This is a genomic window from Rhizobium sp. WW_1 (assembly GCF_003610155.1).
Lineage (GTDB): Bacteria > Pseudomonadota > Alphaproteobacteria > Rhizobiales > Rhizobiaceae > Rhizobium > Rhizobium tropici_A.
On record NZ_RAIN01000001.1, the window covers coordinates 781173 to 806003 of the forward strand.

A 24831-nucleotide genomic window follows, 5' to 3' on the forward strand; every position below is an offset into this window, starting at 1 on the left:
GCGCGCTAACCCCTGCCGCCCTTGGGGCCGCCCCTGCCGGGGCCACCACGACCGGAGCCGCCGCGTGGGCCGCCCGAGGGGCGACCTGCGCCACCCGGCTTGCCGCCGAAGCCGCGCGAGCCACCGGGCTTCCCACTCGGCTTGCCGCCAAAGGATTTGCCGCCGCCCGGCTTCTTGCCGAAAGGCTTGCCGGCCGGGCGATCGCCGAAGGAACGTTCGCCTTGAGGGCGCTCGCCAAAGGGCCGATCTCCACGGGGCGGACGATCACCTTGAGGGCGATCGCCGCGGGGACGTTCGGAGCGCTGCTCGCCATCGAAAGACCTTGCGCGCGGGCGCTCATCACCCTCTGAACGGGGCCGGCGGTCATCGCGGGGACGGTCGCTGAACGACCTGTCGCCCCGAGGCTTGTCGCCATACGGACGATCACCGCGAGGCCTGTCGCCGAAAGGACGGTCGCCACGCGCCGGGCGATCACCATAGGGGCGGTCGCCACGAGGACGCTCAGAGCGAGCCTCACCCTGGAACGATTTCGCGCGAGGACGGTCGCCGCCCTCCGGCCGCGAGCCGCGTTCACCGCGTGGACGATCACTAAACGTCCGCTCGCCACGGGGTTTGTCACCATACGAGCGTTCACCGCGAGGCTTGTCGCCAAAGGGACGATCCCCACGCGAAGGACGATCACCTTGCGGGCGATCGCCGCGTGGGCGCTCGGAGCGCTTGCGATCAAAGCCGTCATCATCGCCACGCGACCGGCGCGGCGCTTCCTCGCTGGAACGAATCCATTCGCCATCGCCTTCGTCGACGCGATTGATGCGAACGCGGGGACCTTCGTCCGGACGGTCAAAGCCGCTGCGCTGCGGACGTTCTGGCTCGCCGCGCCGAGAGGCGGTCTTTGCATTCTTCGCAGCCTTTGCGGCCGCCTTTTCGCCGAGCGGGCGGGCACCGGGTGCCATCCAGACATTGGCGCTGCGGCGCGGGCCGAGCGGCTGGCGCTTTGCCTTGTCCTCGTCCTTGTGGCCGCCTTCGCGGCGATCATCGCGCTTGGCGTCGCGTTTGGTGTCGAGCCGGCTCAAGGCACGCTCGCGCTTGTCCTCAGGGCGCTCGCGGCGCGGGCGTTCCTCCTTGGCCGTCCGAACCGGCTTCGCATCCGTCTCTTCAGGTTCGGCAACTGCCGGAGCATTATAGAGCGGCGCATCGAAATTCGCCTTGGCATCTTCGACCAGACGCGGGCCGAGCTGATCGCGCAGCGTGCGGCCGCGCACTTCAAGTACGTGGCCTTCCGGCAGCTCGCCGAGCTGGAACGGACCGTAGGAGATACGGATCAGGCGGTTGACCTCGAGGCCGAGCGCGCCGAGCACGTTCTTGATTTCGCGGTTCTTGCCTTCGCGCAGGCCCATGGTGATCCAGACGTTGGACCCTTGGGTGCGGTCGAGCGTCGCATCGATCGAGCCGTAGAGCACGCCGTCGACGGCAATGCCTTCCTTCAGCTTGTCCAGCGCTTCCTGATCGATCTCGCCATGAGCGCGGACGCGATAGCGGCGCAGCCAGCCGGTCGTCGGCAATTCCAGCACGCGGGCCAGACCACCGTCATTGGTGAGCAGCAACAAGCCTTCGGTGTTGATATCGAGGCGGCCGATCGACATGACACGCGGCAGCTCTTCCGGCAGATTGTCGAAAACGGTCGGACGGCCCTCGGGGTCGGCATTGGTAGTCACGAGGCCAGCCGGCTTGTGATAGAGCCATAGGCGCGTGCGCTCGATGCCGCGGATCGGCACGTCGTCGACCTCGATCTTGTCGGTCAGGGTCACGTTGACCACGGGTGTGTCGAGCAACACGCCGTTCAGCTTGACGCGGCCGTCCAGAATCATCCGCTCGATGTCGCGGCGCGAGGCCACGCCGGCGCGTGCCATCACCTTGGAAATGCGCTCGGCCTTTCCGTCCTCGACCGCTGTCGCGTCCGCAGCCTTCACGGCTGCGACCTTGGCAGGCTTCGCGCCATCGCGTTTTGTCGTCTTCTTGTCGCCAGCAAAGGGTTTAGACCCAGGCCGCTTGGGCTTGTCATTCATCGTCATTTGTTGTTTGCCTGAATTTTTAACGCGTGTTCCTATCAGGTCACGCCCTTGCGGTTAAGTGGAAAAACTTGAATGGCGGCTACAAATCAATTCATGGAGCTTGCTTTGGCCGAAGCGCGCCGCGCCGGAGAGCGTGGCGAAGTGCCGATCGGCGCCGTCGTCGTGCTCGACAACAAGGTTATCGCCATGGCCGGCAACCGCACCCGAGAGCTCAACGACGTCACCGCCCACGCCGAAGTCGTCGCCATCCGCCTGGCCTGCGAGGAGCTTGGCCAGGAGCGTCTTGCAGGCGCCGATCTCTACGTTACGCTGGAACCCTGCACCATGTGCGCCGCGGCCATTTCGTTCGCGCGCATCCGCCGTCTCTATTATGGCGCCGAAGACCCGAAAGGGGGCGGCGTCGACAATGGCGTGCGCTTCTACCGCCAGCCGACCTGCCATCACGCGCCGGAAGTCTATTCCGGTCTCGGCGAGACCGCATCCGCCAACATCCTCAGAGGCTTCTTTCAAGCGAAACGCTCCGAAGACTGAAAAGCGGCGGTTTTGACGCCGCCGCTTTGAAAACTTCTTATTGGAAGGGCTTCCACCAGCTGCTGTTATTGGACTGCTGCGCAGCCTCGGCATCCTTCTTGCGCTTCTTTTCCTTCTTCGACTCCGGCGTGCCCAGATCGTTCAAGGCCGCCTGGTCGGCAACCTGACGATATTGCTGCGGCGGATCGATGAGATAACGGCGCTGATCGACATAGCTGCCGGACTGATCCTGACGCGCGGCGCGATAAGCGGCCGTCTGCTGCGCTTCAGTCATATGGTTCCTGGAGCTGTCGGCCTGAGCGAGCGGCGAGCGATAATTGACGTCGTTCTTCTTCTGGTCGGCTTCTGCAGCAAGGCGCTTGCGGGCATCTTCCGGCGATTCAAGCCAGGCCGGGTTGTCCTTGTTTGCGAGCGACTGCTGCGGCTGGGTCAGGGTGTCCTTGTCGCCGCCAACGACCAAACCGGGGCGGTTCGGATACTTCACGCCCTTGTCCTTCGGCGTTGCGGCCGAAACGGAGGCGATATCGCCGAGATCGTCCAAGAGCTGCACGCCGGCCGTCTTGTCGGTGCCATAAGTCGGGCTGCTCAGGCAGCCGGACATGGCACCGCAGCCAACCACAAGTGCCGCCAAGCTGACGCCGACACGAACCTTATGCATCGCTCTCATGAAAACCCTTCCCAGCCATGCCGGAATAAACGTAACAGGACCCCATCTGACGGCAACTGCCGTAAAAATCGGGCCAATTTCAGGCAGCTTTTACCGGATGAACGCCGCAAAGGCAATTCACCCGGCAATTTTCTTCAGTTGACAGCCGCAAGTTCGCGCAGCGCCACGGCGTCACGCGCCGAGACATCGGGGTATTCCGGATCGGAGCCGACATCCGTTGTGATGCGCCAGGAACGGGCGCACTTGCGGCCTTCTGCGAGCTTGGGCACGACGCTGACCTTGGCTGCGTCGTCCAAACGGAAGGCATCCGCCGGGCCTTCACCGCCCTCGATGGTGATGCCAGAAGTGATGCAGATTTCAGAGAAATCCTGCCCTTCCAGCACCCTCAGCAGCTCCGGATCGGCGATGTAGACGACCGGAGCGGCCTCCAGCGAGGAGCCGATGCGCTTGTCCTTGCGCTCGATTTCGAGCGCGCCGGTAACGACGCTGCGCACCGAGCGGATCTTCTTCCACTTCTCGGCCAGCGCCTCGTTCTTCCATTCGGCGGGAACAGTGACGAACTGCTCGAGGTGAACCGAGACCGCCGACGGATTGCGCGACAGCCACGCCTCCTCAGTGGTGAAGGGCAGCATCGGCGCCAGCCACGTCACCATGCAGTCGAAGATCGTGCGGATGACGGCGAGCGAGGCGCGGCGGCGCAGGCTCGACGGCGCATCGCAGTAGAGTGCATCCTTGCGGACGTCGAAGTAGAAGGCCGACAGCTCGACATTGGCGAAGTCGATCAGGGCACGGGCGATGCGCTTGAAGTCGAAGGCGTTGTAGCTTTCGCGCACCAGCTCGTCGAGTTCGGCGAGACGATGCAGCATCAGCCGCTCCAGCTCCGGCATGTCGGCATAGGCGATGACTTCGCCCTTGTCATGCGCCAGCGTGCCCAGCATCCAGCGGATGGTGTTGCGCAGCTTGCGATAGGCGTCGACATTGGTCTGGATGATGGCCTTGCCCAGACGCTGGTCTTCCCAATAGTCCGTGGTCATGACCCAGAGGCGCAGGATATCGGCGCCGGCGTCCTTCATCACGTCCTGCGGGGCAACGACGTTGCCGAGCGACTTCGACTGCTTGCGCCCCTGCTCGTCCATGGTGAAGCCGTGCGTGACGACCGTGTCGTAAGGCGCGCGGCCACGGGTCGCGGCACTTTCGAGCAGCGACGAATGGAACCAGCCGCGATGCTGGTCAGAGCCTTCGAGATAGACGTCCGCCGGCCACTTGAGATCCGGACGGTCTTCCAGCGTGAAGGTATGCGTCGAACCGGAATCGAACCAGACGTCGAGGATGTCCATCACCTGCGTCCAGGGCTCGTTGGCCTTCTCACCGAGGAAGCGTTCACGAGCGCCTTCCGCGAACCAGGCATCGGCGCCTTCCTCTTCGAAAGCATCGAGGATGCGGGCGTTCACGCGGTCGTCCTGCAGGATGTTGCCCTGCTCGTCGACGAAGATAGCGATCGGCACGCCCCAGGCGCGCTGGCGCGACAGGACCCAATCCGGGCGCTGTTCGATCATGGCGCGCAGGCGATTCTGACCGGCAGCCGGCACGAAGCGTGTGTCGTCGATCGCCTTCAGCGCGCGCGAACGCAGCGTCGAGCCATCCGCGAAGTCCTTGTCCATATAGACGAACCATTGCGGCGTGTTGCGGAAGATGACCGGCTTCTTCGAGCGCCAGGAGTGCGGGTAGGAATGCTTCAGCCTGCCGCGCGCAAAGAGCGTGTTCGTCTCGATCAGCGCCTTGATGACGAGATCGTTCGCGTTGCCCTTCTTGCCGTTGTCGTCCATGACGCGCCCACCTTCGAAGCCAGGGGCATCGGCGGTGTAGAAGCCGGCATCATCGACCGGGAACGGGATGGCCGACGAGATGCCGCGCTTTTCGAGGTCGCGGGCATGCGCCATCCAGGCGTCAAAGTCCTCGCGGCCGTGGCTGGGTGCGGTATGCACGAAGCCCGTACCGGCATCGTCGGTGACGTGATCGCCGTCGAGCAGCGGCACCTTGTAATCATAGCCGAGCGAGGCCAGCGGATGGGCACAGGTGAGATCCGCCAGATCAGCCGCGGTCACATCGCCGAGGCGCTTGTACTGCAGCTTTGCCTTGGCGAAGGATTCTTCCGCCAGCTTGTCGGCAAAGACCAGCTTCTCGCCCGGACGCGGGCCGAAATCATTGGCGGCTTCCGTGACTTCATAGAGACCGTAAGACACGCGCGAGGAATAGGCGATCGCGCGGTTACCGGGGATCGTCCAGGGCGTGGTCGTCCAGATGACCACGAAGGCGCCGGCAAGATGCGTAGCACCCTCAGCCACCGGGAACTTCACCCAGATCATGTCGCTCTCGACATCGGCATATTCGACTTCGGCTTCAGCCAGAGCAGTACGCTCAACCACCGACCACATGACCGGCTTGGAGCCACGGTAAAGCTGCCCCGTGCGGGCGATCTTCAGAAGCTCGCCGGCGATGCGGGATTCCGCATGGAAGTTCATCGTCAGATAGGGATTGTCGAAATCGCCCGTGATGCCGAGGCGCTTGAACTCCTCGGACTGGATCTTGATCCAGCCGGCGGCAAAGTCGCGGCATTCCTGGCGAAACTCGTTCACCGGAACCTCGTCCTTGTTCTTGCCCTTCTCGCGGTACTTTTCCTCGATCTTCCATTCGATCGGCAGGCCGTGGCAATCCCAGCCGGGAACGTAGTTGCTGTCATAGCCACGCATCTGGAATGAGCGGGTGATGACATCCTTGAGGATCTTGTTCAGCGCGTGGCCGATATGGATGTGGCCGTTAGCGTAAGGAGGACCATCATGCAGAACGAACTTCTCGCGGCCGGCGGCGGAAGCACGCAGTTGTCTGTAGAGGTCCATCTCCTCCCAGCGCTTCACCAGCTCCGGCTCTTTCTGCGGCAGTCCGGCGCGCATCGGAAAATCTGTTTCCGGCAAGTAAAGGGTCTTGGAGTAATCCATCTTTTCAGCGGTATCGGTCATAGTTCTGACAATTGCCTCGGTGTCTCGGGCGTCTTGCGCCTGAACTGGCGCAGCCATACGGGGATTTTTCGGCGGCGGAAAGCGTCTCTTGAGCGAGACGCCAAAAACCCGGACCTTCCGGCAGCTTACAGCGCGCGGAAGGCCGGGCCAATAATTCGTATCGAGTGGCTCAGCCGAAATTGGGTCATGGTTGCCGGTTCATAGGCGCTTTTTCCGAGAAAAGGAAGAGGCAACAATCCCGGCAGCGCAGAGAAGGGCCGCGGACGTTTCCGCCCGCGGCCAATAGGACTTTGCTCAGATCAGGCGCGTGCCGTCGCACGCGCCGGCATCACCGCGTTGAGGATCACCGACACGACGATGTTTGCAGCGAGCGCCAGCAGCCCTGTGTAGACAGTGAAGTTCACGTCTCCGAGCGCGACCGCATGCAGTGGCTTCCAGCCGGCATCCCAAACGAGATAGGTGCCGCCGAAGAAGCCGACCGCCCAACCGGCAAGCAGAGCCGGCGCGCGGAACCATTTGGTGTAGAGGCCGAAAACCAGAGCCGGCAGCGTCTGCAGGATCCAGATGCCGCCCAGAAGCTGGAGATCAAGCGCGAATTGCGTCGGCAGGAAAATGATGACCAGCAGCGCGCCGACCTTGACGACCAGCGAGGTCATCTTGGCCACCTTCGCCTCGCCGGCATCGGAAACCTGCGGATCGACATAGGCCTTCCAGAAGTTGCGGGTGAAGAGGTTGGCAGCGCCAATGCTCATCACGGCCGCGGGAACGAGCGCGCCGATGGCGATGGCCGCGAAGGCGAAGCCCGCAAACCAGCTCGAGAACAGGGTCTGAAACAAAGCCGGCACCACATCATTGGCGCTATCCAGCTTCAGGTTTGCCGCGTGACCCATGTAGCCGAGCAGAGCGAGCAGGCCGAGCAGCAGCGTATAGGCCGGCAACAGCACCGCATTCTTGCGGATGGTATTGCCACTGTTGGACGCGAAGATGCCGGTCAGCGTATGCGGATACATGAAGGCTGCGAGTGCCGAACCCAGTGCCAAGGTCGCATAGGCGACGTACTGGTTGCCGCCAAGCAGGAGACTGCCCGCCCCCTTGGCTTTGAAATCCGCATCGGCTGCCGCAAAGACGTTGGCGTAGCCGCCAAGCTTTGCCGGAATGAGCGCAATCGCTGCAATCACCACGATATAGATCATGATGTCCTTGACGAAGGCGATCAGCGCCGGAGCGCGAAGGCCAGCCGAATAGGTGTAGAGCGCCAGGATGATGAAAGCGACTGCGAGCGGCAGTTCGCCATGAAGCCCGAGCGCCTTGAACACCGCCGTCATGCCGACCAGCTGCAGAGCGATGTAGGGCATCGTCGCGATGACGCCTGTCAGAGCGACCGCCAGCTCCAGCGCCCGCGAGCCATATTGACCGTGGACGATATCACCCGCCGTGACGTAGCCATGATCCTTCGCCCGCCTCCAGAGAAGCGGCATGACCATGAAGACGAAGGGATAGACGACGATCGTATAGGGCAGCGCGAAGAAGCCATAGGCGCCGACGGTGTAGACCAGCGCCGGGACGGCGATGACAGTATAGGCGGTGTAAAAGTCGCCGCCGACGAGGAACCAGGTGATCCAGGTGCCGAAGGTGCGGCCACCGAGGCCCCATTCGTCGATATGAGCAAGGGTCTTCGGCCTGCGCCAGCGCGCCGCGACAAAACCCATGACGGTCACGAGCGCCAGAAAGAAGATGAAGACGGAGAGCGCGGTCGGATCGATATCAGTCATCATGGCGCATGCTCCGGTAGGCGATCCATGTCAGGATGGCTGTGATCGGCACCCAGGCCAGCTGATACCAGTAGAAGAAAGGGAAACCCAACAGCACCGGATCGTGGCTGTTGTAGAAGGGAACCCAAAGCAAGCCTATGTAGGGAATGACAAGCAGCCAGCAGGCCGCCGTCCCAAAGCGTTTGTCCATATCCGATACCTCTCACGCGGTGTCTGCGCGCCACCTTGTTGCAGTTGTCAGAGTGGAAGGACGTGAATCAGCCTGCGATTGCAGTGTGCACCCAAGGGCCGGAGCCGATGAGTTTTGCCTGTGCAGAGCCAGACCGACGAATGTGAATTCCTCCCAACGGCCCGCCTGCGGGCAGCCGCTCATAAAGTCCTACGGCGAGTCTGACGCCCGAACAAGATATTAGCTGATGCGAAATCATCGAGCCTACCCAGAAGTGGGTAGGCGGCGTTAGAGCATTTTGTTTCGCTAAGCATTCCGAACGGAAAACCGCTTCGCACTTTTCCTGGAACTGCGCTAGCCCGCTGCGGTTGCGATGCCGTGGTCAAGAGCGTAGCGGATCAGTCCGGCAGTCGTCGTGATAGCAAGCTTCTTCTTCAAATTCTTGCGGTGCGTTTCAGCCGTTGCAGGCGTAATCTGAAGTTCGTCGGCAATCTCGCGATTGCTCTTGCCTGTCACTATCAAGCCCAGAATACGACGCTCGCGTGGCGTCAGAGGGTCAGCCTCTTTTGGCATCGAGCTCGCCACCAATATGTCGCGAACGCCTGACGAGAAATAAGTTCCGCCGGCCGCAACGGTCTCGATGGCGCAGACGACTTCGTCGGTCGAAACGTCCTTGAGGATATAGCCGACCGCACCGCGCATGATCGACGAGGAGATGTATTCCCTACTGTCATGCATGGACAGCATCACGATCCGCGTCTCCGGAAGCTCCCGGCGAAAAAGCTCGATCGCGTCGATGCCGCTCAGCTTGGGCATGTTGATATCCATCAAGGTCACTTGCGGCAGCGTCTGTCGACCGACCTCCAAGCCGACCTGTGCAAGGTTTGCCGTACCGACCACCTCTATGTGATCGAAGGTCTCCAGCACGGCTTTCAGTCCATCCAGCACCACAGGATGATTGTCGATCAGCAGAACGCTGATCCTGTCGCTTTTCATGCAGCATCCACCTTTGCTCTTGGCGAAGCATTGGCCGATTTTGGCAGCATCGCAATCAGTGTCGTGCCATCGGCCGTGCTTTGAACCAGAAGCAGGCCGCGGAAATGCGCCATCCGTTCCTGCATGTTCCTGAGCCCGAGCCCGCCCTTGCCGTCTCCAGTACCGTCAAAACCAATACCATTGTCCGCGATTTTCAAGCGCGCACGCCCCCGCTCGCTCCAGAGCCTGATGGTAAGAGCCGTCGCGCCGGAATGACGTTCGACGTTATTCAAGGCCTCCTGCGCGACGCGATAAAGCGCGGTATTGGCTTCTGCTCTCAGCATGGTGGTAAAGCCGATCGCTTCGATCTCGGTTGTGATGCCGGTGCGTTCGGCGAAATTGTTCGCGAGGGCGGTCAGCGCCGCAGTCAAGCCGAGGTCATCGAGCACGCGGGGGCGAAGATCGTGCGACAGTCGCCTGATGTCCTTGATCGCGCTGTTGAGCGCATCAACACCCTTCTCGATCGTCGTGGCAGCATCATCGACATGGTTTCGTACCTTGCGGTTGGCGAGATCCATGACGTAGCGGACGCCGAGGAGATTCTGCGACACGCCGTCGTGCAATTCGCGGGCGAGACGCGCGCGCTCCTCCTCCTGCGTATCGATCACTCTTTGAGTCAGCTCCTTAAGCCGGCTATCGGCCATGCGTCGCTCGCGGAACGTCAGGAACATGCAGGTGGTGAAAACGACCAGAACGGCGGGAACAGCGATCAGGGTGACGACAATGAAGGTTCTTTTTATATTTGCCCGCATGGCGGCGTTGGCTACGGCGGTCTGGGTGAAAATGTCGTCCAGATAAACACCGGTTCCGACGACCCAGTGCCATTTATCAAGGCCGACCACAAAGGAAAGCTTATCTGCAACGCGACCGGTGGAAGGCTTCTCCCATTTGTACTGGTGCAGCCCGCCGCCGCCTTTTGCCGTCTTGATGAGTTCCGCTATGACCCTGTCACCGTCCGGATCGGTCAAATCGAGCCAATTGCGCCCGTTGCGAAATCCCTCGCGCGGATGAACGATGTTGTTCCCATCATAGTCGTAGACAAAAAAGTAGCCGTCCGGGCCGTAGTCAAGCGACGTCAGGATCGCTGCGACCTTGTCCTTCGCGGCTTGGTCGTCGGGTGCTGCGTCCCGATAAGTCGCCTGGATGGCCGACACGGCGAGGTCGGTAAGGTTGACGATTTCCGTTTCCTTCGCCTTCAGCATGTTCTGTTCGAAAGTCTCGATATTGCTCTTGGTGAGGTTGGCGGATTGCCAAGTGATGAAGGCGGTAATTGCCAGGATCGAAACAACGAGAGGCACGAGCGCAAGCGCGATAATCTGATGGCGTAATGTCAACGATTGCCCCTCCCCAGAACCGGCGGGGAACAATGACCCTTGTCGGACATGAATTCAACAGCTTGTCGGCAGCCTGGATCAAGCCACACGATTATCAGCCGGTCGCGTCACCGAATTGGCCTGACATCACCGGATTATCCTACGGGACGGCGGGCTGGGGGCAAAACATGCTGTAGCACCAAAAACCTTAGCTACCCAACCCTTGGGGATATCAGTCGAAGGCGATGATGCGATCGAGATCGCCAAGCGGCTGGACGCCGGCGAGCAGCGCGCGCGCTTCATCCTCATCCTTGCGGATCTGCGCGACCAGCGGGTCCAGACCATCGAACTTCAACTCCGGACGGAGATAGCCGAAGAAGGACACCGAACAGATCTGGCCGTAGAGATCGCCGCTGAAATCGAAAACGAAGGTCTCGAGCAGCGGCGCACCATTGTCCGTGACCGTAGGGCGACGTCCGTAGCTGGCGACGGCATCGCGAATGACGCCATCGGCCGCGCGGAAGCGCACGGCATAGATGCCGGCCTTCAGTGATATCTCGGGCGGAAGCTGCATGTTGGCCGTGGGGAAGCCGAGCGTGCGGCCGAGCTTCTCGCCGCCGATGATCGGCGCCTCGACAGTATAGCGATATCCAAGAAGGCCGGCTGCCTGCGCCACCTCGCCGTCCGCCAGGAGCGCGCGGATGCGGCTCGACGAAATAACCTCGGTATTCTCGTCGCGGAAGGCATCGATCAGCGTGACGCCGAAGCCGTTATGGCTGCCGGCATTCATCAGGAATGCCGGGCCGCCCTGGCGGTCGTGGCCGAAATGGAAATCGAAACCGGTGACGACTTCGGAAGCGTGTAGCCAGTCGATCAGGATCGAATGGACGAATTCATCCGCCGAACGCTGCGAAAAGGCGCGATCAAACGGGTATTCGATGACGGCGTTGAAGCCGAGCGCTTCCAGGAGGCGCGCCCTCAGCGGTGCCGGCGTCAGGCGGAAGACTGGCTGGTCGGGCTTGAAGACGGTGCGCGGATGCGGCTCGAACGTCAGCAATAGCGCGGGAATGCCGCGCTCCCTGGCGATCTCCAACGCACGCGTCAGCACAGACTGGTGGCCGCGATGCACGCCATCGAAATTGCCGATGGCGACCACGCCGCCTTTTAGGGCATCGGGAAGCGGTTCACGGGTTTCGTTGCGATGGAAAACGGTCATCGTCCGCCACTCTCCTCAGGCAAGGCGCGGCATCCACCACTTCGGCGAAGCCTGTTCCCGCGCCAGGAAGGCGCCGAGAGCGGCCTCGTCCGTATGCCCGTCGACGACATATTCGCGAGCGTGGATGCCATGGCTGATATAAAGAAGATCGAGACCATAATCGAGCGCACCGCGCACGTCGGTCGGCATACCATCGCCGATCGCCAACACGCGCGACAACGGAAACTCGTTCTTCACCTCGCGGGCTGCGGCGATTGCCGCATCGTAGATCGGCTGGTGCGGCTTGCCGGCGATGCGCGTCTGGCCACCGAGCCGCTCGTAATAGGCTGCCATGGCACCGGCGCAGGGGATCATGCGGTGGCCGCGCTCGACCACGAGATCCGGATTGGCGCAAATGAGTGGCACGTCGCGGGCAGACCACGCCATCAGCATATTCGTATAGTCTTCGGGCGTTTCGGTTTCGTCATCGAAGAAGCCGGTGCAGACGATGCTTTCAGCTTCGCCGGCCTCGACGCGCTGAACGTCGAGCCCTTCGAGGATGCCGATATCGCGCTCCGGCCCGAGCAGGAACACCTTCTTCGGTCCCTCGGCGATCAGCTTGCGGGTGACATCGCCCGACGTGACGATCCGGTCATAGGCACTGTCGGGAACACCGATCGCCCGCAACTGCTCGACAACACGCGGAGCGACACGTGGAGAGTTGGTGATGAGGACGACCGCCAGGCCTTCGGCGCGGGCCGCTTCAAGGGCAACCGAGGACTCTCCGTAGGCGGTGACGCCGTTATGAAGCACGCCCCAGACGTCGCAAAGCGCCACATCATACAGTCCGCCGATGTCGCGAAAGCTCTCGATCCGTTTGCCCATGCCATCCTCACGCTGAATAAATCAACGGCTGACATTGCAAACCGGCCGACAAATTACAAGAGCGGCGCACAAGGTTTTTGCGCCGCACAAGGCCTGGAGAAAAGACGTTGTCAACGCCGACAAGCGGCGGAATGCGGTGACGGAAGCACCGGGACGATGACTGGGCAATGGCATTGGCGCGCGCTTCCGCGCGCAATCAAAATGAGGGAGTTTTCGCAACCACATGCCACGCAACGCCGCTATGGGCATTAATCATCCTCAAAACAAGCCGTAGCGCGCCGCAAAAAATTCACAGTGCTGTTCTTGACTCGTCCGGAAGCCACCCCTAAATCACCGTCGCTAGCACTCGCAGTGGATGAGTGCTAACAAAGTCCATACGGATCCCCCGCTGATCCGTGAATGTCATTTGATCGAGGGATTAGACAATGGCAAGCACCAATTTCCGCCCCCTTCATGACCGTGTCGTCGTTCGTCGCGTCGAGTCGGAAGAAAAGACCAAGGGTGGCATCATCATTCCCGATACCGCCAAGGAAAAGCCGCAGGAAGGCGAAATCGTCGCCGTCGGTTCCGGCGCTCGTGACGAGTCCGGCAAGGTCGTAGCACTCGACGTCAAGGTTGGCGATCGCGTTCTGTTCGGCAAGTGGTCGGGCACCGAAGTCAAGCTCAACGGCGAAGACCTTCTGATCATGAAGGAAGCCGACATCATGGGCATCATCGGCTAATTCAGCCGGTTCCCTTTTCCGATACAGCTGACGGGCCTTAAAGCCCGGAAAACGCGAATTCAGGAGTTTCAAACATGGCAGCTAAAGAAGTAAAATTCGGCCGCAGCGCCCGCGAAAAGATGCTTCGTGGCGTCGACATCCTCGCTGACGCAGTGAAGGTCACGCTCGGCCCGAAGGGTCGTAACGTCGTTATCGACAAGTCCTTCGGCGCTCCGCGCATCACCAAGGACGGCGTCACCGTCGCCAAGGAAATCGAACTCGAAGACAAGTTCGAAAACATGGGCGCCCAGATGGTCCGCGAAGTTGCTTCGAAGACCAACGACATCGCCGGCGACGGCACGACGACCGCAACCGTTCTCGCCCAGGCCATCGTTCGCGAAGGCGCCAAGGCAGTTGCAGCCGGCATGAACCCGATGGACCTGAAGCGCGGTATCGACCTCGCTGTTGCAGAAGTCGTCAAGGATCTCCAGGCCAAGGCCAAGAAGATCAACACGTCGGAAGAAGTTGCCCAGGTCGGCACGATCTCGGCAAACGGCGAAAAGCAGATCGGTCTCGATATTGCTGAAGCCATGCAGAAGGTAGGCAACGAAGGCGTCATCACGGTTGAAGAAGCCAAGACCGCCGAAACCGAACTCGAAGTCGTCGAAGGCATGCAGTTCGACCGCGGCTACCTCAGCCCCTACTTCGTGACCAACCCGGAAAAGATGATCGCCGACCTCGAAGACGCGTTCATCCTCCTACACGAGAAGAAGCTCTCGAACCTGCAGGCCATGCTCCCGGTTCTCGAAGCCGTCGTTCAGACCGGCAAGCCGCTCCTCATCATCGCTGAAGACGTCGAAGGCGAAGCTCTTGCTACGCTCGTCGTCAACAAGCTGCGTGGCGGCCTCAAGATCGCTGCCGTCAAGGCTCCTGGCTTCGGCGATCGCCGCAAGGCCATGCTGGAAGACATCGCCATCCTGACGGGCGGCACTGTCATCTCCGAAGACCTCGGCATCAAGCTCGAGTCCGTCACCCTCGACATGCTCGGCCGTTCGAAGAAGGTTTCGATCTCCAAGGAAAACACCACGATCGTCGACGGCGCTGGCGCCAAGTCCGACATCGAAGGCCGCGTTGCCCAGATCAAGGCCCAGATCGAAGAAACCACCTCTGACTACGACCGCGAAAAGCTGCAGGAACGCCTTGCTAAGCTCGCTGGCGGTGTTGCCGTTATCCGCGTCGGCGGCTCGACGGAAATCGAAGTCAAGGAAAAGAAGGACCGCATCGACGACGCTCTGAACGCGACGCGCGCTGCCGTTCAGGAAGGCATCGTACCGGGCGGCGGTACCGCTTTGCTGCGTTCTTCCACGAAGATCTCGGCCAAGGGTGAAAACGACGACCAGGAAGCCGGCATCAACATCGTTCGCCGCGCTCTGCAGGCTCCTTGCCGCCAGATCGCTGAAAACGCTGGTGACGAAGCCTCCATCGTTGTCGGCAAGATCCTCGACAAGAACGAAGACAACTTCGGCTACAACGCTCAGACGGGCGTCTACGGCGACATGATCGCCATGGGCATTGTCGACCCGGTCAAGGTTGTTCGCACGGCTCTGCAGGACGCAGCTTCGGTTGCCTCGCTGCTGATCACCACCGAAGCCATGATTGCCGAACTGCCGAAGAAGGATGCCCCTGGTGGCATGCCGGGCGGCATGGGCGGCATGGGCGGCATGGACATGATGTGATAAGGCCAACGGCCTGATCACAGCAATGTACATAAAGCTTCGCCCATGCACTTTTAGTGCTTCAGGCCGCCAAGCGGCCTGAAGTGGCGGCATGGACATGATGTGATAGGGCCTTAGCCTTATTACGATTGCTCAATCCGACATCCGGAATTGACGAAGGGCGGCCCTCGGGTCGCCCTTTTTAATTGTCCCGAAGTGATACGAACGCAACTCTGGCAAGACTTCATCGTGTTGCGAATTTTGCAACTTGCCCATTGCTGTTTTCAAAAAAGCCCCTATAACTCGCAGCGCAGCGATTTTGGAGAGTTAGCTGCAATACACGTAATCTTTACTTCTTTTGGACAGGATTAACCTGCGGCTTGGCATGATCATGACCTTGGGCGCTGGTGCTGTCCGGATTTATTACTTGAAATGACTTCATAGACTGGAGCGCCGTCCCTAAGAGCATTGTCGACAGCGGATCGGCGGAGATACATCTCTGCCTGTGTGCGGCGACGCGAGATGCAGGGAGACCTTCCATCCGGAGAGATAAGGAATTGAAGTGAAGCGCGCGGGGGGACCATGCGCTCATGTGGGGATCATCTTGTTCAAGATTGCCAAGGCCAATTTTTCGGCACCATTTGCACCCGGCTCGCTGGAGTTCGACGGTCACGACCCCGATCTCCTGGCGCAATTCTGCGTTTCCGAGGGATGGACGGGCGATCTTTCAAGCGGCATCATCAAGCTCGGTCAATGGAGTACGATGCTGCACGGGCTGACCTCCTCGGAATGCGGATTGTTGAGCCTGATGCACTGCTACGACCTGCACGATCGCGTGCGTATCCTCGACCTTTTCGAGCAGGCCGCGACCGCCAACTCCTCCTTCTGCTATTCCTCGACAACGTTTGGCGCCGGCGGCCATCGCCAGCCGGTCTTCTGCGTCGGCGAATCCGTTGCCGCGGACAAGCACCATGCCGGCAGCATGGTGGGCGTCTTCCTGTTTCCGCGCTTCAAGCTGGAGCCGGGCAGCCAACTCGCCACCCGGCAGTAAACGACTGCTAGCTGTGACCGGGCACATGAACACGACGGACCGTGAGCCCGCCTGACCTGCCGAGCCGTGAAGAAACAATCAATCCCGCTTCGGAATGCTTAGGCCCCGTTGACTTGCCGGGCGCGCAAGGGCGCGCTCCAGCCACGCCATGACCGAGGGGAAGCTTTCGAATTCCAGCAGCTCACGGCCGCCATAGAAAACATCGACGCCGCGAACCCAGGGGAAAGTCGTGATGTCCGCTATGGTATACTCATCGCCCATGATCCACTGACGTCCCTTCAGGCGCTCTTCGAGCACACCGAGCAGGCGCTTGCCCTCATCGCGATAGCGCTCGACCGGATAGGAATTGTTGGCGACTTTCTCAGCCGCAAATTTGAAGAAGTGACCGAACTGGCCGAACATCGGGCCGATGCCAGCCATCTGGAAGAAGACCCATTCCAGCGTCTCGTAACGACCGGCGGCATCGCCCGGCATGAGCTTGCCGGTCTTTTCCGCGAGATAGACCAGGATCGCGCCCGATTCGAACAGGCCGATCGGTTTGCCGTCGGGACCAATCGGATCGATGATCGCGGGAATGCGCCCATTCGGGTTCAGCGACAGGAATTCCGGCGACTTCTGGTCGTTGGTACTGAAGGAAACCAGATGGGGCTCATAAGCCAGACCGAGCTCCTCCAGCGCGATCGAAACCTTGACGCCATTCGGGGTCGGCAGCGAATAGAGCTGGATAATGTCCGGATTGCTGGCAGGCCAGCGCTTCGTGATCGGAAAGGATGAGAGATCGGCCATGGGCTTGCTCCTGAAGGCTATGATTTGGCGACTGATTTGGCGTCACCATAGCCGATATGAAATCGATGGGAAGAGCGTTCGGGTGCCGTCACTGTTCAATGATTGTGAACTAATTGTGCGCAGTTGTTTATCTTTTCAACTCATCAAAAATCACGAATATCTGTCTCCAGAAATTGTCGTCACCCGACCAGAACCCAATTCACCGGAGACTGTCATGTCCAATACCAATAACATCATCATTCTCGTGGCGCGCATCCTGCTGGCCTTCATGTTCATCTTCGCCGGCTTCGGCAAGTTGACCGATCCGGCCGGCACCGCTGGCATGATCGCCGGCGCAGGAATGCCTGCAGCAACGCTGCTCACCTACCTTGCCGGCACGTTTGAATTCGTCACCGGCGTCTGCGTGCTGATCGGCTTCCAGGTCCGCATCGTCGGCTGGCTGCTTGCCGCATTCTGTGTCTTCACCGGCGTTATCTTCCACCTGCCGACGGTCAACGTTCCGGACTTCCCGGCTGCCGCCAACGGCTGGATCAACGGCCTGAACTTCGTGAACTTCCTGAAGAACATCACGCTGGCTGGCGCCTACATCATGCTCGCCACCAACGGCGCAGGCATCTACTCGGTCGACGCACGCCGCGGCGCTTACGCTGCAGCCTGATCGGTATATAACCTCCCAAGGCAAAAAAGCCCGTCGGAATTCCGACGGGCTTTTTTTACATGAACAGGAACCTGAAAAATCAGAGTGCGCTGCGAACCGCCGAAATAATGCGCTCGACCATCGGATCACCCTCGTGGCTTTCCTTGCGGGCGCGCACCAGACAAGCCTCCGAGCGCAGGATGATGCCATCCGACAGGATCTTCAGGTGGTTCGCCCGCAAGGTCGAGCCCGTCGAGGTGATATCGACGATGATATCGGCAGAACCGGCCGCCGGCGCCCCTTCGGTAGCCCCGAGGCTCTCGACGATGCGGTAGAGCTGGATGCCGTGCTGGCTGGAGAAGAACTGCTGCGTCAGCCGCCAGTATTTGGTGGCAACCGTCAGCCGGTGCCCATGACGGGCGCGAAAATCGGCCGCGACATCGCCGAGGTCGGCCATGGTGTCGACATCGAGCCAGATTTCCGGCACGGCGACGACGACATCGGCATGACCGAAACCGAGCCTTGCACAGAATTCGACGCGGCGATCGGCCTCCGCCATGCCCTCGCGCACGAGGTCTTCGCCGGTAATGCCGAAATCGACACTGCCATTGCCGATCTCGCGGGAGATTTCCGAGGCCGACAGGAAGGCGATTTCAACACCATCCCAGCCCTCGACACGACCGCGATAGGAGCGGTCGTTGCCGACAGCGACGATGGGCATGCCGGCACGCTCGAAAACGGCCGAGCAATCGTCCTTCATCCGGCCCTTGGAGGGTAAAGCAATGGTGATGGTCATCAGGCGGCCCTCGCATTTTCGATCCGATCGAGCCAAAGCGCAAAACCGACGGCCGGGATATGATCCTTGGCGCCGAGCAGTGTCATCAGCCGGTCGAAACGGCCGCCGCCGGCAAGCACCGCGCTCGATCCCTGCACCGTCACCTCGAAGACGAGACCGGTATAGTAATCGAGGGGGCGGCCGAAGGCGGCGCGATAATCTATCTTCGCGGCGTCGACGCCAGCCTTGACCAAGGCTGCGACACGGGCATCGAAGCTTTCCAATGCCTTGCCCAGCTTCAGGCCTGCCGCATCGGCAAAGCCGGCGAGCGCGGCTGAGGCATCCGCCAGCGGCACGCTCAAGGACAGGAATTCCTCCAATACGAGGAATGCCGCGTCATCGAGCCGGGTTTCCGACAGCACCAGCTTCTCGCGGAGACGGCGGGCGATTTCCTGCGGCGAGCGGCTGGCATTGGTGGAATAGCCGGTTGCCTGCATGGTCGCGTCGATATGCCTGATCAGCCCCTGCTCATCGCCACGATTGAGAAAATCGAGCACATGGGAATCAAGCCCCGTGACCGGCTGCGGGCTTGCGAGGCGCGCCAGCAGGGCTTCGAGCTGCATCATATTGCCGAAGGCGTGGATCAACCGCTTCTGCCAGCCCGACGGCAGGCCGAGCGCCTGTACCACGGCCTCGAACACGGCCTGATCGCCAAGCGTGACCGAGAGCGGCTTGCCGGGGACCAAACGGTTCAGAATGCCGATGGCATCGCCAATGGCGCGGGCGTCGGCGCTGGCCGTATCGCCATCGCCCAGATCCTCGATCCCGGCCTGATAGAACTCATGACCGCCTTCGCGGCGCTGGCGAAAGATCTCGCCAAGATAGGAATAGCGCTTCGGCGTGCCGGTGGCGGTTTCGATATGGCGCAGGCAGACCGGAATGGTGAATTCCGGACGCAGGCACAAGCTGGCGCCGGTTTCGCTCTCGGTCATGAAGATGCGCCGGCGAAGATCCTCACCGGCCATGTCCAGAAAGGGTTCGGCCGGCTGGATGATGGGCGTATCCACCCTCTCCGTCCCGCGGAGGGTAAACTCATCCAGCAGATCGGCAGCGAAATCCGGGAGGTTGATCAGGGGCATCAGCCCGCCCTCTTCCGGTCTTCCGCCTGTGCCGCCAGCATTGCCTGAACCTTCGCGATCAGCTCGGATTCCGGCACGGTTTCCTGTGCCACACGCGCCTCACGCCAGCTGGCATTGTCCTCGATCTCGCCGGAAAGGCGCTTGCCCTCGATCAGATCCTTGATCTGGACGACGCCCTGGGCGCGCTCGTCGCCGCCCTGGATGATAGCGATCGGGCAACCGCGACGATCAGCATATTTCAGCTGGTTGCCGAACTTCTTCCAGTTGCCTTGGAACATCTCGGCGCGAATGCCCGCGGCGCGCAGCTGCTGCGTGAAGCGCTGGTAGCGCCCCATGGCATCGACATCGCCATCCATGACGGTGACGAGCACGGGCTCGATCACTTCTTCCGTGCCGAGCTTGCCGAGGTTCTTCAGCGCCGTCATCAGGCGCGACACGCCGATGGAGAAGCCGGTGGCCGGCACCGGCTGACCCATGAAGCGCGACACGAGCCCGTCATAGCGGCCGCCGCCGCCAACTGAACCGAAGACGACCTTTTCGCCCTTCTCGTTGGTGACGTCGAACAGCAGTTCGGCTTCGTAGACCGGACCGGTATAATATTCGAGGCCGCGTACGACGGACGGGTCGATCTTGATGCGATCGGCCTGATAGCCGGCGCTGGTCACCAGGCTGCCGATGAAATTCAGCTCCTCGACGCCTTCGCCGCCATTTGACGTGCCGGCAACAAGTTCGGCAAGCTGAGCAGCACTTTCGGCGTAGTTCTTGATGCCGACGAAGAAGAGCACCTTCTCGATCTGATCGGCGTTGAGGCCGGCACCCTTGGTGAAGTCGCCGGACTCGTCCTTGCGGCCGGGACCAAGCAGCAGCGCCACGCCCTCGGGGCCGAACTTGTCGAGCTTGTCGATGGCGCGCAGCACGTTCAGCCGCTGGGCGGCCTTGTCATCACCGCCGAGACCGATGGCTTCCAGCACGCCGTCGAGAACCTTGCGGTTGTTGACGCGGATCACATAGTCGCCGCGCTTGATGCCAAGCGCTTCGAGCGTGTCGGCCATCATCATGCACATCTCGGCATCCGCCTGCACGCCCGGCGCGCCGACGGTATCGGCGTCGAACTGCATGAACTGGCGGAAGCGGCCCGGGCCCGGCTTCTCGTTGCGGAAGACATAGCCGGCGCGATAGGTGCGGTAGGGAAGCTGGATCTCGTTGAAATTCTCGGCGACATGACGGGCGAGCGGCGCCGTCAGGTCGTAACGCAGCGACATCCACTGCTCGTCTTCGTCCTGAAGCGAGAACACGCCCTCGTTCGGCCGGTCGCTGTCGGGCAGGAACTTGCCGAGCGCATCGGTATATTCGAACAGCGGCGTTTCGACAGGATCGAAACCATAATGCTCGTATACCCTACGGATCTTCGAGGTCATCTCGCTGACGGCGCGAATGTCGCTGGCCGAACGATCGACAAAGCCACGCGGCAGGCGGGCCTTGAGCTTCTGCGGTTTCTTTTGTTTGTCGCTCATCTCTAGGGTAATCCGGTATGGGAACAGTCGCGGTTAACTAGCGGATTGGGCGGAATGCGGCAAGGATTGTTATATGTTAGCGACCGACAAAACCGAGAAAAGCCAGAGAAGGCGACATAGGGACCATGCCTCACGCGATCGTTTTGAAATGCACCGATGACAGCGCCTCTCCAGTGCTGAACCTCTGGCAAGAGGCGAGCAGGTTCGAAACCTCGCCGTCGATGCGGGCGCTGAACTATCCGCCGCATCTGACGTTTGCGGTCTATCAGGATATCGCCGCCTCCTCGCTTGTCGCCGCCGCTCAAAAGGCCTTTGCAAACGTGCCGCCCTTGTCGATCGAATTTTCCGGCATCGACCATTTTCCAAACGAGATGCTGGTGCTCTGGGCACGTCCGTCCGACGATCGTGTTCTGAGGCAGATACATCAAGCCATTCACGACGACATCGACCCTGCCCTTTGCCACGAGCATTCGCGGCCGGATCGCTGGCAGCCGCATTGCACCATTGCGATGAAGATCCCCGCAGGCGCGGCGCAACAGGCTCTGATTTGGGCGAAGGCAACGCCCGCGAAATTCACGCTCACCTTCGATGTGGTGGATTGCATCAGCTTTCCGCCGATCGAAATCATAAGGGAAGTCAAACTGCTGCCTTGATCCCCTTCCAGTGTCGCAAGGATGCAATTCGCGCTTGCCTTCGCGGGTTGCACGGCTAGATTTCTCTTCATGCGCGTGCTTGCGATCCTGACAATGCTGATTGCCTGGTTGCTCTACGGTGCCATGCCGGCGCTGGCGAATTGCCCTGTCTGCGATTCCGCCATGTCCATGCCCGCGACAGCGACCATGAGCGCGCATGATGGCATGGTCGATATGCCTGGCATGGCCGGTCACGCCAACATTGGTGAGCCCAAGGAAAAGAAGCCGGACAACCCCTGCGCCGGCGGCATGGCGCATGTGGCGTCCTGTGCCGCCTGTCTTGCACTGACGCCGGCACTAGTGATCGAAGGCGGCAAGCAGATCGTATCCTATCCGGTGCCTGCACCCGGCCAGCGCCTGTTCGGCGCACGGCCGCAGCCGACAGCGCCGCCTCCCCGTTTCGCCTGACGACCGGCTGCATTCAATCCACGAGCGGCCTCCGCTCAAATTGAGATACCGTCCAGAAACGGAAAGGACACCTATGTCTACGTCTAAATCGCTGATCCTCGCCGGCGCATTCGCCTTTGCCCTCACCCTTCCTGCCCTCGCCGACGGCATGTCGGGTATGGATATGAGCAAGCCGATGGGCGACCAGGGCGCCTCCAGCAAGGCTTTCAACGACGCCATGGGCAAGATGCACAAGGATATGATGATTACCTATAGTGGCGACGCCGATGCGGATTTCGTCCGTGGCATGATTCCGCACCATCAGGGCGCGATCGACATGGCCAAGATCGAGCTGAAATACGGCAAGGACCCCGAACTGCGCAAACTGGCGCAGGGCGTCGTCACGGCACAGGAAGCCGAGATCAAGGAAATGAGGGCCTGGCTGAAGAAGCACGGCAAGTAATTCAGACGATAACGGGAGGCGGCGTCAAAGCTGCCTCTCTCACCGTTCGGGATGCTGGCTACGGAATACCTGATCCAGCCAATAGGAAACGGCACGAATGCGGACGAGCTGACGAAATTCGGCATGGATCAGCAGCCACATTTCGCGCACCGGCGGATTTCTGTCGCCACTATCGACGCGCCGGAGGCCATCGACCCTTTCTGCCAGGATTTTCGGCAGGAGCGCGCGCCCCAATCCCGTCACGGCGGCCTGGAGCAGCGCCTCGGCATCGTTGACTGCGAGCGGGCTGGAACGGCCTGACTTTTCCGCCTGCGCGGCAATCCAGCGGGCATGCGGCAGATGCGCCATCGCCTCTTCATAGACGATCCACGGCAAATCCTCCGCGCGGCTTTCCTGATCGGCGGCGACGTAGACGGCATAGTCCAGCGTCGCGATCCGCCGGGCGACGACCTTGCCGTTCGCGACGTCAGCCGGCCTTGCGAGACGCAGCGCCATATCCGCCTCGCGCCGGGTCAGGTTCAGATTCCTGGAATCGCCGATAAGCTCCAATTGCAGGCCGGAATGCCGGGCAAGGAGACCAGGCATGGCCGGAATCAGCAGCCGGCTGATGAAGGATGGGGCTGCCGTGAGGCGCACCTTGCCGAACGCCAGAGGATCGGCTGCATCCAATGCGCCCGACAGCGCCATGACTTCCGCCTCGATCGCCTCGGCCTTCGCCACGACGATCTCGCCCGTTGGCGTCGGCGACATGGCGCCGCCTGCATCGCGCGAAAACAGTGGAATGCCAAGGCGCCCTTCCAGGGTGCGCAGGCGGCGGCCGACGGTTGTCGCATCCGTCCCGAGCGCCCTGCCGGCCGCGGCAAAAGAGCCGCCCCGCGCAAGGGCCAGAACATGGCGCAGATCATTCCAATCGATGTCGTGCAATTTTGCAGCCCCTAGCGGCGAATATACTGCGTGCACCGGCATTATTGCAGCCATAGACTGGAAATTCCAGCAAGGAGGCAGCAATGACCATATTCGCAGTTCTGTTCGAGGACGACCCGCAAAACGCCGTCACCATTCGTAGGGAATATCTGCAACGCCACTTCGCTTTCCTGGAGGCGAACGCCGCGTCCATCAGGACGGCCGGTCCGCTCAGCCGGGAAGGCGACGACTTTGCAGGCGGGTTGTGGCTGGTGGAAGCGCGGACCGAGAGCGAGGTCGAACGGCTGGTGAAGGAAGATCCCTTCTGGCCGGCCGGATTACGCAAGTCCGTACGGATTCTCAGGTGGAACAGGGTGTTCGACGAGGGCGTCCTCCTCTAGCGACGAAGTGGCGACTGGAGCGCCTTTCCGCTCACGCAGCCAATCAATCCATGATCGCGGGCAGTCGTTCGGCCAGGAGGTCGATGACCACCCGCATCTTCAGCGGAAGATGGGGCGTCTGCGGCCAGACCGCATAGATGTTCACGGCCCGGCTGGAAATATTCCTCATTGCCGGCACGAGCGTTCCCGCGGACAGGTATTGACGCACCAGCCAGCAGGGCAGCCATGTGATCCCCATTCCGGACGACGCCGCCGCCGCAAGCACCTCCAGATCGTCGAAGCGCAGGCGCGTTGCGGCAAGATGTTCGACGGCCGACCCGTCCTCTTGCAGGAAAGTCCATTTTTTCACCTCGCCAGAGCGTGCATAGGCGATCAGGTCGTGATTGCCGAGGTCGGCGACGGTCCGGGGCGTGCCTCTGGAGGCAAGATAGTCGGGAGATGCGCAAAGTATCATCCGAGTGGAGGTGAGCTTACGGGCAGCAAGACCTGCTTCATCACGCAGCACCCCGTTGCGAATGGCAAGATCGAAGCCCTCGTCGAACAGATCGACGACGCGGTCGCTGAACGACAGGTCCAGCTCGAGCTTGGGATGAATGCGCGCCAGCTCCAACAGCTGTGGCGCGGCGCAGCAACGGCCGAAGAGCACGGGCATGGAGATGCGCAGGCGCCCCGTGACCTCGCGCTTGCCCGATTCGAGCATGGCCTCGCCCGACTGTATCTCGTCGAGTGCCCGGCGGCAGCGCTCATAGAAGGCCTGGCCTTCGTCCGTCAGGTTTTGCATGCGGGTCGTGCGGTGAAAAAGGCGGACATTCAAGCGGCGCTCCAGCCTCGCAATCGTCTTGCCGATGGCCGAGCGCGAAAGATTCATGCGCGCCGCCGCCGCCGAAAAGCCGCCGGCTTCGACCGCCTCGACGAATTCCGGAATGCCGTTGAGCATGTCATTCATGATGATTGTCTCCTATAGGGAACCAGTTGGCCGAAATAATATCGCCACTGGCGACCAGAGAGCAA

General features: G+C 61.1%; 24 protein-coding genes. 9 read left to right on the top strand and 15 right to left on the bottom strand.

Annotated elements, in window-relative coordinates; genetic code table 11:
• Nucleotides 1-5: 5 nt before the first annotated feature.
• Nucleotides 6-2072, bottom strand: a complete 2067-nt coding sequence (locus BJ928_RS03680; protein ID WP_120296421.1) for a pseudouridine synthase — start codon at nt 2070-2072, stop codon at nt 6-8.
• Between the two features lie 72 nt (nt 2073-2144).
• Between BJ928_RS03680 and BJ928_RS03685 the strand changes: the two genes are divergently transcribed.
• Nucleotides 2145-2603, top strand: coding sequence for a nucleoside deaminase (locus BJ928_RS03685; RefSeq protein ID WP_047627881.1), 459 nt, complete (start codon nt 2145-2147; stop codon nt 2601-2603).
• Between the two features lie 37 nt (nt 2604-2640).
• Here the strand turns inward: BJ928_RS03685 and BJ928_RS03690 are convergent, their stop codons facing one another.
• The 8 genes from BJ928_RS03690 to BJ928_RS03725 all read right to left on the bottom strand — a co-directional run bounded on the left by BJ928_RS03690 (nt 2641) and on the right by BJ928_RS03725 (nt 12656).
• Nucleotides 2641-3270 (bottom strand): lipoprotein, encoded by a 630-nt coding sequence (locus BJ928_RS03690; protein WP_047627883.1) that lies wholly within the window; start codon nt 3268-3270, stop codon nt 2641-2643.
• 134 nt (nt 3271-3404) lie between these two features.
• Entirely contained in the window at nt 3405-6287 is a 2883-nt protein-coding gene (gene ileS, locus BJ928_RS03695; protein ID WP_047627885.1) for an isoleucine--tRNA ligase, read from the bottom strand.
• A 299-nt stretch (nt 6288-6586) separates the two neighbouring features.
• Nucleotides 6587-8062 (bottom strand): sodium:solute symporter family protein, encoded by a 1476-nt coding sequence (locus BJ928_RS03700; protein WP_047627886.1) that lies wholly within the window; start codon nt 8060-8062, stop codon nt 6587-6589.
• On the bottom strand, nt 8052-8249 hold the full coding sequence (locus BJ928_RS03705) for a DUF3311 domain-containing protein (RefSeq protein WP_047627888.1): 198 nt from the start codon (nt 8247-8249) through the stop codon (nt 8052-8054). Before BJ928_RS03705 ends, BJ928_RS03700 begins: the two co-directional genes overlap by 11 nt.
• 333 nt (nt 8250-8582) lie before the next feature.
• Nucleotides 8583-9224 carry a response regulator transcription factor gene (locus BJ928_RS03710; protein ID WP_047627890.1) on the bottom strand — a complete coding sequence of 214 codons (642 nt, stop codon included), beginning with the start codon at nt 9222-9224 and terminating at the stop codon, nt 8583-8585.
• Nucleotides 9221-10597, bottom strand: a complete 1377-nt coding sequence (locus tag BJ928_RS03715; RefSeq protein WP_047627892.1) for a cache domain-containing protein — start codon at nt 10595-10597, stop codon at nt 9221-9223. The genes BJ928_RS03710 and BJ928_RS03715 overlap by 4 nt, the downstream gene beginning before the upstream one ends.
• 211 nt (nt 10598-10808) lie before the next feature.
• A complete protein-coding gene (locus BJ928_RS03720; RefSeq protein WP_047627894.1) occupies nt 10809-11792 on the bottom strand; it encodes a bifunctional riboflavin kinase/FAD synthetase in 984 nt (327 codons plus the stop codon).
• A gap of 15 nt (nt 11793-11807) precedes the next feature.
• Nucleotides 11808-12656: a TIGR01459 family HAD-type hydrolase gene (locus BJ928_RS03725; protein ID WP_047627895.1), complete on the bottom strand. Its 849-nt coding sequence runs from the start codon at nt 12654-12656 to the stop codon at nt 11808-11810.
• 425 nt (nt 12657-13081) lie between these two features.
• Between BJ928_RS03725 and groES the strand changes: the two genes are divergently transcribed.
• From groES to BJ928_RS03740, 3 genes are all read left to right on the top strand, one after another.
• Nucleotides 13082-13378 carry a co-chaperone GroES gene (groES, locus tag BJ928_RS03730; RefSeq protein ID WP_004109735.1) on the top strand — a complete coding sequence of 99 codons (297 nt, stop codon included), beginning with the start codon at nt 13082-13084 and terminating at the stop codon, nt 13376-13378.
• Nucleotides 13379-13452: 74 nt separating this feature from the next.
• A complete protein-coding gene (gene groL / locus BJ928_RS03735; RefSeq protein WP_047627899.1) occupies nt 13453-15093 on the top strand; it encodes a chaperonin GroEL in 1641 nt (546 codons plus the stop codon).
• Nucleotides 15094-15676: 583 nt separating this feature from the next.
• Nucleotides 15677-16123 carry a hypothetical protein gene (locus BJ928_RS03740; protein WP_245432222.1) on the top strand — a complete coding sequence of 149 codons (447 nt, stop codon included), beginning with the start codon at nt 15677-15679 and terminating at the stop codon, nt 16121-16123.
• Between the two features lie 78 nt (nt 16124-16201).
• Here the strand turns inward: BJ928_RS03740 and BJ928_RS03745 are convergent, their stop codons facing one another.
• On the bottom strand, nt 16202-16909 hold the full coding sequence (locus BJ928_RS03745) for a glutathione binding-like protein (protein WP_047627903.1): 708 nt from the start codon (nt 16907-16909) through the stop codon (nt 16202-16204).
• 214 nt (nt 16910-17123) lie between these two features.
• On the opposite strand from BJ928_RS03745, the gene BJ928_RS03750 reads away from it, so the two are divergent.
• Nucleotides 17124-17567, top strand: coding sequence for a DoxX family protein (locus BJ928_RS03750; protein ID WP_047627905.1), 444 nt, complete (start codon nt 17124-17126; stop codon nt 17565-17567).
• A gap of 79 nt (nt 17568-17646) precedes the next feature.
• On the opposite strand, the gene hisG is transcribed toward BJ928_RS03750, so the two are convergent.
• Genes hisG through hisS form a run of 3 tightly spaced genes read right to left on the bottom strand, consistent with a single transcriptional unit; the run spans nt 17647 to nt 20974 of the window.
• On the bottom strand, nt 17647-18342 hold the full coding sequence (gene hisG, locus BJ928_RS03755; protein WP_047627906.1) for an ATP phosphoribosyltransferase: 696 nt from the start codon (nt 18340-18342) through the stop codon (nt 17647-17649).
• Nucleotides 18342-19460 carry an ATP phosphoribosyltransferase regulatory subunit gene (locus BJ928_RS03760; RefSeq protein WP_047627907.1) on the bottom strand — a complete coding sequence of 373 codons (1119 nt, stop codon included), beginning with the start codon at nt 19458-19460 and terminating at the stop codon, nt 18342-18344. The genes hisG and BJ928_RS03760 overlap by 1 nt, the downstream gene beginning before the upstream one ends.
• Nucleotides 19460-20974, bottom strand: coding sequence for a histidine--tRNA ligase (hisS, locus tag BJ928_RS03765; RefSeq protein WP_047627908.1), 1515 nt, complete (start codon nt 20972-20974; stop codon nt 19460-19462). Before hisS ends, BJ928_RS03760 begins: the two co-directional genes overlap by 1 nt.
• A gap of 125 nt (nt 20975-21099) precedes the next feature.
• Here hisS and BJ928_RS03770 point away from each other — a divergent pair, with 125 nt between their 5' ends.
• From BJ928_RS03770 to BJ928_RS03780, 3 genes are all read left to right on the top strand, one after another.
• Nucleotides 21100-21627, top strand: a complete 528-nt coding sequence (locus BJ928_RS03770) for a 2'-5' RNA ligase family protein (protein ID WP_047627909.1) — start codon at nt 21100-21102, stop codon at nt 21625-21627.
• 69 nt (nt 21628-21696) lie between these two features.
• On the top strand, nt 21697-22074 hold the full coding sequence (locus BJ928_RS03775; RefSeq protein ID WP_047628780.1) for a hypothetical protein: 378 nt from the start codon (nt 21697-21699) through the stop codon (nt 22072-22074).
• A gap of 73 nt (nt 22075-22147) precedes the next feature.
• Nucleotides 22148-22516, top strand: coding sequence for a DUF305 domain-containing protein (locus BJ928_RS03780; RefSeq protein ID WP_047627910.1), 369 nt, complete (start codon nt 22148-22150; stop codon nt 22514-22516).
• A 39-nt stretch (nt 22517-22555) separates the two neighbouring features.
• On the opposite strand, the gene BJ928_RS03785 is transcribed toward BJ928_RS03780, so the two are convergent.
• Nucleotides 22556-23440, bottom strand: a complete 885-nt coding sequence (locus tag BJ928_RS03785) for a LysR family transcriptional regulator (protein ID WP_245432223.1) — start codon at nt 23438-23440, stop codon at nt 22556-22558.
• A gap of 83 nt (nt 23441-23523) precedes the next feature.
• On the opposite strand from BJ928_RS03785, the gene BJ928_RS03790 reads away from it, so the two are divergent.
• Nucleotides 23524-23820 (top strand): YciI family protein, encoded by a 297-nt coding sequence (locus BJ928_RS03790; protein WP_047627912.1) that lies wholly within the window; start codon nt 23524-23526, stop codon nt 23818-23820.
• A 43-nt stretch (nt 23821-23863) separates the two neighbouring features.
• Here BJ928_RS03790 and BJ928_RS03795 read toward each other — a convergent pair whose 3' ends face one another.
• Nucleotides 23864-24766, bottom strand: coding sequence for a LysR family transcriptional regulator (locus BJ928_RS03795; protein WP_047627913.1), 903 nt, complete (start codon nt 24764-24766; stop codon nt 23864-23866).
• Nucleotides 24767-24831: the final 65 nt, after the last annotated feature.